This is a genomic window from Collinsella sp. TF08-11AT (assembly GCF_003437035.1).
Classification (GTDB): Bacteria; Actinomycetota; Coriobacteriia; order Coriobacteriales; family Coriobacteriaceae; genus Collinsella.
The window spans coordinates 99,698-107,932 of record NZ_QSRL01000006.1 but is presented as its reverse complement, the minus strand read 5'-3'; the positions used below and the strand labels follow the sequence as shown (position 1 = coordinate 107,932).

General features: G+C 57.8%; 8 protein-coding genes and 2 tRNA genes. 8 read left to right on the top strand and 2 right to left on the bottom strand.

Annotated elements, in window-relative coordinates; all coding sequences use genetic code 11:
- Window positions 1–11: 11 nt before the first annotated feature.
- From DXC79_RS05725 to folB, 7 genes are all read left to right on the top strand, one after another.
- Window positions 12–87: transfer RNA gene (locus DXC79_RS05725), tRNA-Gly, on the top strand.
- A gap of 3 nt (window positions 88–90) precedes the next feature.
- A tRNA-Val gene (locus tag DXC79_RS05720) sits at window positions 91–165 on the top strand.
- Between the two features lie 680 nt (window positions 166–845).
- Window positions 846–3,068, top strand: coding sequence for an anaerobic ribonucleoside-triphosphate reductase (nrdD, locus tag DXC79_RS05715; protein ID WP_117583876.1), 2,223 nt, complete (start codon window positions 846–848; stop codon window positions 3,066–3,068).
- Window positions 3,069–3,494: 426 nt separating this feature from the next.
- Window positions 3,495–4,076 carry an anaerobic ribonucleoside-triphosphate reductase activating protein gene (gene nrdG, locus DXC79_RS05710; protein WP_117635452.1) on the top strand — a complete coding sequence of 194 codons (582 nt, stop codon included), beginning with the start codon at window positions 3,495–3,497 and terminating at the stop codon, window positions 4,074–4,076.
- A gap of 66 nt (window positions 4,077–4,142) precedes the next feature.
- Window positions 4,143–4,700, top strand: coding sequence for a GTP cyclohydrolase I FolE (gene folE, locus DXC79_RS05705; RefSeq protein WP_022094399.1), 558 nt, complete (start codon window positions 4,143–4,145; stop codon window positions 4,698–4,700).
- Between the two features lie 2 nt (window positions 4,701–4,702).
- The gene (locus tag DXC79_RS05700) at window positions 4,703–5,284 is read left to right on the top strand and encodes an HD domain-containing protein (RefSeq protein WP_172622418.1); all 582 of its coding nucleotides are present in this window, start codon (window positions 4,703–4,705) and stop codon (window positions 5,282–5,284) included.
- 43 nt (window positions 5,285–5,327) lie between these two features.
- Window positions 5,328–5,813, top strand: a complete 486-nt coding sequence (gene folB / locus DXC79_RS05695; RefSeq protein ID WP_055251396.1) for a dihydroneopterin aldolase — start codon at window positions 5,328–5,330, stop codon at window positions 5,811–5,813.
- A gap of 6 nt (window positions 5,814–5,819) precedes the next feature.
- On the opposite strand, the gene DXC79_RS05690 is transcribed toward folB, so the two are convergent.
- Window positions 5,820–6,596, bottom strand: a complete 777-nt coding sequence (locus DXC79_RS05690; RefSeq protein ID WP_117635451.1) for a M48 family metallopeptidase — start codon at window positions 6,594–6,596, stop codon at window positions 5,820–5,822.
- 74 nt (window positions 6,597–6,670) lie between these two features.
- Window positions 6,671–7,684 (bottom strand): dipeptidase, encoded by a 1,014-nt coding sequence (locus DXC79_RS05685; RefSeq protein ID WP_117635450.1) that lies wholly within the window; start codon window positions 7,682–7,684, stop codon window positions 6,671–6,673.
- Between the two features lie 120 nt (window positions 7,685–7,804).
- Here DXC79_RS05685 and DXC79_RS05680 point away from each other — a divergent pair, with 120 nt between their 5' ends.
- Window positions 7,805–8,233, top strand: a complete 429-nt coding sequence (locus tag DXC79_RS05680; protein WP_117635449.1) for a peptidylprolyl isomerase — start codon at window positions 7,805–7,807, stop codon at window positions 8,231–8,233.
- Window positions 8,234–8,235 lie beyond the last annotated feature (2 nt).

The window sequence follows — 8,235 nt, the reverse complement described above, 5'->3', positions numbered from 1 at the left end:
AATCTTCGTAAGCGGACATGGCTCAGTTGGTAGAGCACAACCTTGCCAAGGTTGGGGTCGCGGGTTCGAGCCCCGTTGTCCGCTCCATTTGGGCGTTTAGCTCAGGGGGAGAGCGCTTCCCTGACACGGAAGAGGTCAGAAGTTCAAATCTTCTAACGCCCACCAAATGTTCGCAGCCCAGAGGCTTAGCCTCTGGGCTGTTTTGTTTTGCTCGCCAAATGGGTCGCCAAATACGTCACCAAATTTCGAGTTTTTTGATCTTCTGGGATGCTTCTCAGTAGTCATCCGAGAAAACTCTCATCTTCTCTGTTTGCATACACATATCTTTCAAGGATTCGTGCCGCGGTTACATGGGGCTCGGCAAGGCACGACCGCAACATGTTGGTCAAGCATAATCTTTTGGATTCTTTTGGCGTGAGCGGCTTGGTTTTGGTAGGATTTGTCAGCGGCTTGACTAAGGGGGTTTTATAACTGCCATGCAGGTAGCCGTGTTGGTAACGTTTTACCGACTTGCCAAGAACCCCTCATAATTAATGCGTCTGCAAAATGACCAATTGCTTTGACCTGCTGAAACACTATATGTTGTGTTTGAACTAAAAAAAGAATACAGGATATAGATGCCTCTTTGTCGTATGATAGATGGCGGACAGAGAACGAGGACCTTATTTGCCCCATTTGGATAGATCTTTGAGCCGCTTGATCGGCCGCGAGGATTGTCCGCATGAGGACCTATGGTTTATCGAGAACACAGATTGCGCGACGGCGCCGCAAGACAGGGGCAAGCCCTGCCGGGCATCGTTTGGCTCTGAAGCGCAATGAGACTACGACGCGAAAGAGGCAAGAGGATGAAGATCATCAAGCGCAGCGGCACCGAGGTTGTCTTTGACATCGATAAGATCGTCAATGCGATTCGCGCCGCAAACTTGGAGGTCGAGGAGAGCTCTCGTCTAACCGACCGCCAGGTGGTTTATGCGGCGCAAAACGTCGCCGAGGCATGCGAGAACGCGGGCCACACCGTTTCGGTCGAGGAGATCCAGGATTTGGTCGAGGACGAGATCATGCGTCTCGACTGCTACGAGGTCGCCCGCCACTACATCATCTATCGCTATGTTCAGAGCCTGAAGCGCCAGAAGAACACGACCGATGACAAGATCCTGTCGTTGATCGAGTGCAATAACGAAGAGGTCAAGCAGGAGAACTCTAACAAGAACCCGACCGTCAACTCCGTTCAGCGCGACTACATGGCCGGCGAGATTTCCAAGGACCTGACTCAGCGCGTGCTGCTGCCCCAGGAGATCGTGGATGCCCACAACGAGGGCCTGATCCACTTCCACGATTCCGACTACTTTGCCCAGCACATGCATAACTGCGACCTGGTGAACCTGGAGGATATGCTCCAGAACGGCACCGTTATCTCGGGCACGCTGATCGAGAAGCCGCATAGCTTCTCGACTGCCTGCAACATCGCGACGCAGATTATCGCCCAGGTTGCTTCTTCCCAGTACGGCGGCCAGTCTATTTCGCTGACCCATCTCGCCCCCTTTGTTGAGGTGAGCCGTCAAAAGATTCGCGGCGAGGTTGCCCGCGAGCTCGAGGAGCTCGGTGTTTCGGCATCTGCCGAAAAGGTCCGTGAGGTCGTTGAGGACCGTCTGCGTGACGAGATCCGTCGCGGCGTCCAGACGATTCAGTATCAGGTCGTGACCCTTATGACCACCAATGGCCAGGCGCCGTTCGTGACGGTCTTTATGTATCTCAATGAGGCCCGTACGCCCCAGGAGAAGCACGACCTTGCCATGATCGTGGAGGAGACGCTTCGTCAACGCTATGAGGGCGTTAAGAACGAAGCCGGTGTGTGGATTACCCCGGCATTCCCCAAGCTTATCTATGTACTCGAGGACGATAACGTTCACGAGAATTCCCCGTACTTCTACCTGACCCAGCTGGCTGCCAAGTGTACCGCCAAGCGCATGGTGCCCGACTACATCTCTGAGAAGAAGATGCGCGAGCTCAAGCTGTCGAAGGGCGAGACCGCCGGCAACGGCGATTGCTACACCTGCATGGGTTGTCGCAGTTTCCTGACGCCCGACCGCTCGGGCAACGGCTTTAACAATGTCGCCAACGCGCTGAACTATGACCCGACCAAACCCAAGTACTATGGCCGCTTTAACCAGGGTGTTGTGACCATCAACCTGCCCGATGTCGCGCTGAGCTCGCATCAGGACATGGACAAGTTCTGGAAGATCTTCGACGAGCGCCTTGAGCTGTGCCACCGTGCTCTGCTGTGCCGTCATGAGCGCCTGATGGGCACGCTTTCGGATGCCGCGCCGATTCTTTGGCAGTACGGTGCCCTAGCGCGTCTGAAGAAGGGCGAGACGATCGATAAGTTGCTCGTGGGCGGATACTCTACCATCAGCCTTGGCTATGCCGGCCTGTATGAGTGCGTCAAGTACATGACGGGCCACAGCCACACCGAGAAGGAAGGCACGCCGTTTGCCATGGCCGTCATGCAGCGCATGAACGACAAGTGCGCGGAGTGGAAGGCCGAAAGCGATATCGATTTCTCGCTGTACGGTACGCCGTTGGAGTCGACGACCTACAAGTTCGCCAAGTGCCTGCAGCGCCGTTTTGGTATTATCCCGGGCGTGACGGACAAGGGCTACATTACCAACAGCTATCACGTCCACGTGTCCGAGGAGATCGATGCCTTCGATAAGCTTAAGTTTGAGGGCATGTTCCAGCAGCTTTCGCCGGGCGGTGCTATCTCTTACGTTGAGGTTCCCAACATGCAGGACAACCTCAAGGCTGTCATTCGCGTGATGCAGTACATCTACGACAACATCATGTACGCCGAGCTCAACACCAAGAGCGACTACTGCCAGGTGTGCGGCTACGATGGCGAGATCAAGATTGTTGAGGACGATGGCAAGCTGGTGTGGGAGTGCCCCAACTGCGGCAACCGCGACCAGGAGAAAATGAACGTCGCTCGTCGTACGTGCGGCTACATCGGTACCCAGTTCTGGAACCAGGGCCGAACCGAGGAGATCCGCGACCGCGTGCTGCATCTCTAATAACCATCCCAGGCTGCCCTGTAGCGAGGCCCCGGACCTTTACTCGCTATTTCGGACAGTCCTGGCTCACGACGGAGGCGCCACTGGCGCCTCCTGTTCGTGCGGAACTCATATCGAGCAAAGGTCCGGGGCCTCGCTACAGGGCAGCCAAGTTGATGTAGCTGAGATGCAGCGCGCAGTCTGCTCACTCCTCGAAGTTCTTAGCGGAAATAAGTCGAGTTGCAGCTGCGATTTACTTGCGATGGTGGTTGAGCCGCAACCCAGTTTTTATTGGACCTCGAACCCTATGCTCGATGTTCGCTTCGTTCATTGAGTTACCCTTTGCATGAGGCCGGGACATATCGTCCCGCCCGCAGTTTCGCAGGCCGCAGGCCGAGAATGTTTGAGGACGGGATGATATGTCCCGGCCTCCCGGGAGAGTTACCTATGAACTACGCGAACATTAAGTATTTCGACATTGCTGATGGAGAAGGCGTTCGTACTTCTCTGTTTGTAAGCGGGTGCCGTCGTGGGTGCAAGAATTGCTTTAACTCTGTTGCGTGGGACTTTGCTGCGGGTGAGCCGTTCGATCGTGCCGTCGAGGACAAGATTATCGAGAGTCTCGATCATCCCTTTATCGATGGTCTGACGATTCTGGGCGGCGAGCCCATGGAGCCCGAGAATCAGGCGGGGCTCGTTGAGTTTGTCGAGCGTGTTCGCGCGGCCTATCCAGTGGGGTCGGGAAAGACCATTTGGTGCTTTACTGGCGACGTACTCGAGGAGCTTATGCCGGGCGGTCGTCATCATACCGAGGTGACGGACCGCATCCTTGCCTGCCTTGACATGCTGGTGGACGGCCCGTTTGTTCAGGACCTGTACGATATCTCGCTGCGCTTTAGGGGTTCGAGCAACCAGCGCGTGATCGATATGAACGCTACGCGCGCCCGTGCTGAGCGCGAGGGCGTTGCGCTTTGTGATGCGGTTGAACTTTGGCGTGATGATCCGGTCTATTCGACCCATACTATGTAGCTTGTGGTCGATGCCGGAGGGCGTGGTACCATAGCGCGAACGTGAAATCGGAAAAGTGAGGCCCAGATGGTCGATCAGGAAAAAGTCGAGGCCGCCATTAAGCTGTTGCTTGAGGGCATAGGCGAGGACCCAACTCGTGAGGGCCTGCTGGAGACCCCGGCGCGCGTTGCCCGTATGTATGGTGAGATCGCCGGCGGTATGGACCAGAGTGCCGAGGAACACCTGTCCAAAACCTTTGCCGTCGCTTCGAACGATTTGGTTATCGAGCGCGACATCACGTTCTACTCGCTGTGCGAACATCATCTGCTGCCGTTTTATGGCAAGGCCGCCATTGGTTATATCCCTAACGGTCGGGTGGCTGGGCTTTCCAAGCTCGCCCGCACGGTTGAGGTTTATGCCCGCCGTCTTCAGCTGCAGGAGCAACTGTGCGCACAGGTTGCCGATGCCCTCATGGATTATCTCGCTCCCCAGGGAGCGATTGTGTTGATGGAGGCCGAGCATATGTGCATGACGATGCGTGGCGTGCAAAAGCCCGGCACCAAGACCGTGACGCTTGCTCGCCGCGGCGTCTTTGAGACCGATCCCGCGCTCGAGGAGCGTTTCTTTAGGATGCTGGGCCGCTAACCATGAGAGTCGTCAACGACTTTACATCGAAGACCGATGAGGGGACGTCGCGTCGCGGCTTTATGGCTTCGGGCCTGGCCCCCTTTGGTGCCATGCCTCGCATTGATTACATTTGTGCCAACGGGCTGTTCCGGCGGCACCTGGGCAACATCGTACAGTTGGAATCGGGGCGCATCTTCTGCCGCCACGGTATTGACCATCTGCTCGATGTCGCGCGCATTATGTGGATCAAGAATCTCGAGGAGCAGCTCGAATTTGACCGCGAGGTCATCTACGCCACAGCACTTCTTCACGATATCGGCAAAGATGAACAGTATGAATCGGGTATATCCCATGATGTTGCAAGCGAACGCGTCGCTGATGCGATTCTCGGCGGCATGCCCGATGACGTGGCGTTTGAGCCGGCCGATGCCGCAGCCATTAAGACGGCCATTCTGGGCCATCGAAAGCTGCGCGTGAACAGCCAACCGCTTGAGCGTCTGCTCTATGCAGCCGACAAAGCGTCGCGTGCCTGCTTTGCATGCCCCGCGCGCAACGCTTGCAACTGGAGCGATGATAAAAAGAACCTGTCGATTCGCGTGTAGTTAGTTTGCGCGGTCGGGGTTCTAAACGAAGGAGACGATCGCGTTGAGTAACAAGAAACTGCCCGAGAATGCAACCAAGACCGAAGGCGCCGAGCTCGCCCGCCGTGGAAGGGGCGAAATATCCACCGCAACGGCGGTGCCTCACGTGAGCTATGACGATTTGCGCCATGCCGATCGTATTGTCATTGACGGCCTGGAGGTTTTTGCCAACCATGGCGTGTATCCCGAGGAGAACGCGCTGGGTCAGAAGTTCATCGTTTCTCTGGTGCTCTATGCCGACCTGCGCGCGGCGGGGGAGCACGATAACCTGGACGCCTCGATTGACTACGGCTCGGTGTGCCACGATGTCGATGGCTATCTGCGCGAGCATACGTTTAAGCTCATCGAGGCGGCAGCCGAGGGGACAGCCCAGATGCTGCTGCGCCGTTATCCCTCGCTGCTTGGTGTGCGCATAAAGCTCGATAAGCCGTGGGCTCCTGTTGGCCTGCCCCTGGCAAGCTGCGGCGTCGAGATCGAGCGCGTGCGCTAGTCGACGCTAGAGCTTGTTGAGGGGTGGCTGCTTGAGCCGCTGAGACAGTGCTCTATTGTTGGGACAGTACGTGTCGAGCAGGGCGTGAAAGCGCTGATTGTGGCTCGGCTCGAGCAGATGGACGAGCTCGTGGGCGACAACCATGTCGAGGCATTCGACAGGGTAGGCGGCGAGCTCGCGCGCGATGCGAATGGCGCCGGTTTTGGGTGTGCAGGAGCCCCAACGCGTTTTCATGCTGCGCACGGAGACGCGGGCCACGGTGACGCCCATTGCGATTTCGTACGCGTGCACGATGTCGCGTAGCGCTGCGGTGACCTCGGACGCGTAGAGCTGGTCGATGTGGGCTTGGAGCTCGTCGGACGTTAGGCCGTCGAGGATTGCGCGCCGCTTGGCCTGTGGGCTTTCGTCCGATTCGTCGGTACCCATAAAACTTGCGAAGGTGGCCTGCTTGGGTCGCGGTGCGGGCGATGCAAAGTTGTGATCGAGTGCGTCCTGTACCGTGATGGGCTTGCCCCAAAGTGCAATGATGGACGAGGGGCTGAGCGGCTCTCGCGCTGTCGCCTGACGTTGCTCACGTTGGGCAAGTCGGCTGATAATCCAGGCGCTGTTGCGCTTCACAAACGCTTCGATGCGCTCGTGGCTGGCGCCGAGCGGTGCGCTGGCGTGGACCTCGCCGCTCGATGTGACGCGTAGGTTAAAGTTCTTGACGCGCTTTTTGGTAACGACGACGGGGATAGGCGTCCCATCCGGTCGGGGTAGGAAAATCGTAAATTGCTGCGTCAAAAGTTATCCTTTGGATTGGGGACGGGCCGGCATGTCGATCGCTCGGCATACCGGCCCGCTCAAGGGATGTGAAATTAATAACGCTCGAAGAAGGCAAGGGCGTTGTCGCTGCAGAGCTTTTGCATCACGGTCTTGCCAAAGTGCTTGGAAAGCATGTTCTGGAACTCGGGCATCTTGCTGGCATCGGAGAGGAAGTTGGGTACCTTGGCGCCGTCCCAGTCGCCGCCGAGCGCGATGACATCTTCGCCGCCCAGGTCGAGCCAGTGTTCGATATGGGCTGCCAGCTGGTCGAAGGTGACATCTGCGGCGGTCTCGTCGGTTGCTTCGTTGGAGAGGAACTCGCTGCAGTAGTTGAGGCCGACGATGCCGCCCATGTCACGAATGGTACGGAACTGGTCGTCGGTGAGGTTGCGCTTGACGCCGCAAACCGCACGGGAGTTTGAGTGGCTGGCGACGAAGGGGCGCGTGGCGTGGGCGACAACCTCGTCAAAGCACTCATCGTTGAGGTGGGAGACGTCGAGTATCATGCCGGCGTGCTCCATCTGCGTAAGTGCCTCGATGCCGGCGGCGGTGAGGCCGGCGTGGGTGTCGTGGCCGCTCGCGAGCGGCCCCTGCGCGTTCCAGCTGAGCGATGACATGAGTACGCCCAGGCTCTTGAGCGCCTCGATCAGCGCGGGGTCCTCGGCAAAGAACGTGGCGTTTTCGATGGTGTGGATGCAGGCGACCTTGCCGTCTTTGAGTGCAGGGCGAATGTCAGCGGCGCTGCGTACGTTGACCATGCGGTCGTGGTCGAGCATTACCTGGCCGCTCATGTGCGCCATGATCTGTGCTTGGAAGCGTGCGGCGTGGGCGGTGGGAATCTCGTCGGGGACAAACGTGGCGAAGCACTGTGCCCACGGCGTGTTGCCGATCTTTGCGAGCGAGATGGCGCAGGCGTTGCCCTCGATGAGGTCGAAATCTTGCGGATGCGTTTCGTCGCCGGGGAAATAACCGTCGGTGCCGGCGGTAAAGCGCAGGTCGAGATCGAGCGTGGCCCAGCCGATGCGGTCGGCGGTGTCGCAGTGCAAGTCAAATACGGGATATGCCATGGTTCCTCCGGTTGCAGCGTTTCTTTGCAAACTGTCTTTGAATTGTATGACTAGGGTATAGTTAGCGCCATATGTTCATGGCGGCCCGCGTTGTGCGCCGCCCTTATTACGGAGGTTACCATGTCCAACAAGGGCAAGAAGGTCAAGACCCATTATCGCGGCACGCTCGACGACGGCACGCAGTTCGATAGCTCCTACGATCGCGGTGAGCCGCTGGAGTTCACCTGCGGTGCCGGTCAGATGATCAAAGGCTTCGATGCCGCCGTTATCGATATGCAGGTGGGCGAGAAGAAGTCCGTACACATTCCTGCGGCCGATGCCTACGGTGAGCACAATCCCGAGATGGTTATCACCTTCCCGGCCGAGCAGGTTCCCAATATCGAGCAGATCGAGAAGGGCATGAAGCTCTTCCTGTCCACGCCGAGCGGCATGCCCGTCCCCGCCGTGGTCATCGATGTGACGCCCGAGGCTGTGACGCTCGACGCCAACCACGAGCTCGCCGGCAAGGACCTCAACTTTGATATCGAGCTCGTCGAGGTCGAGGACTAGTT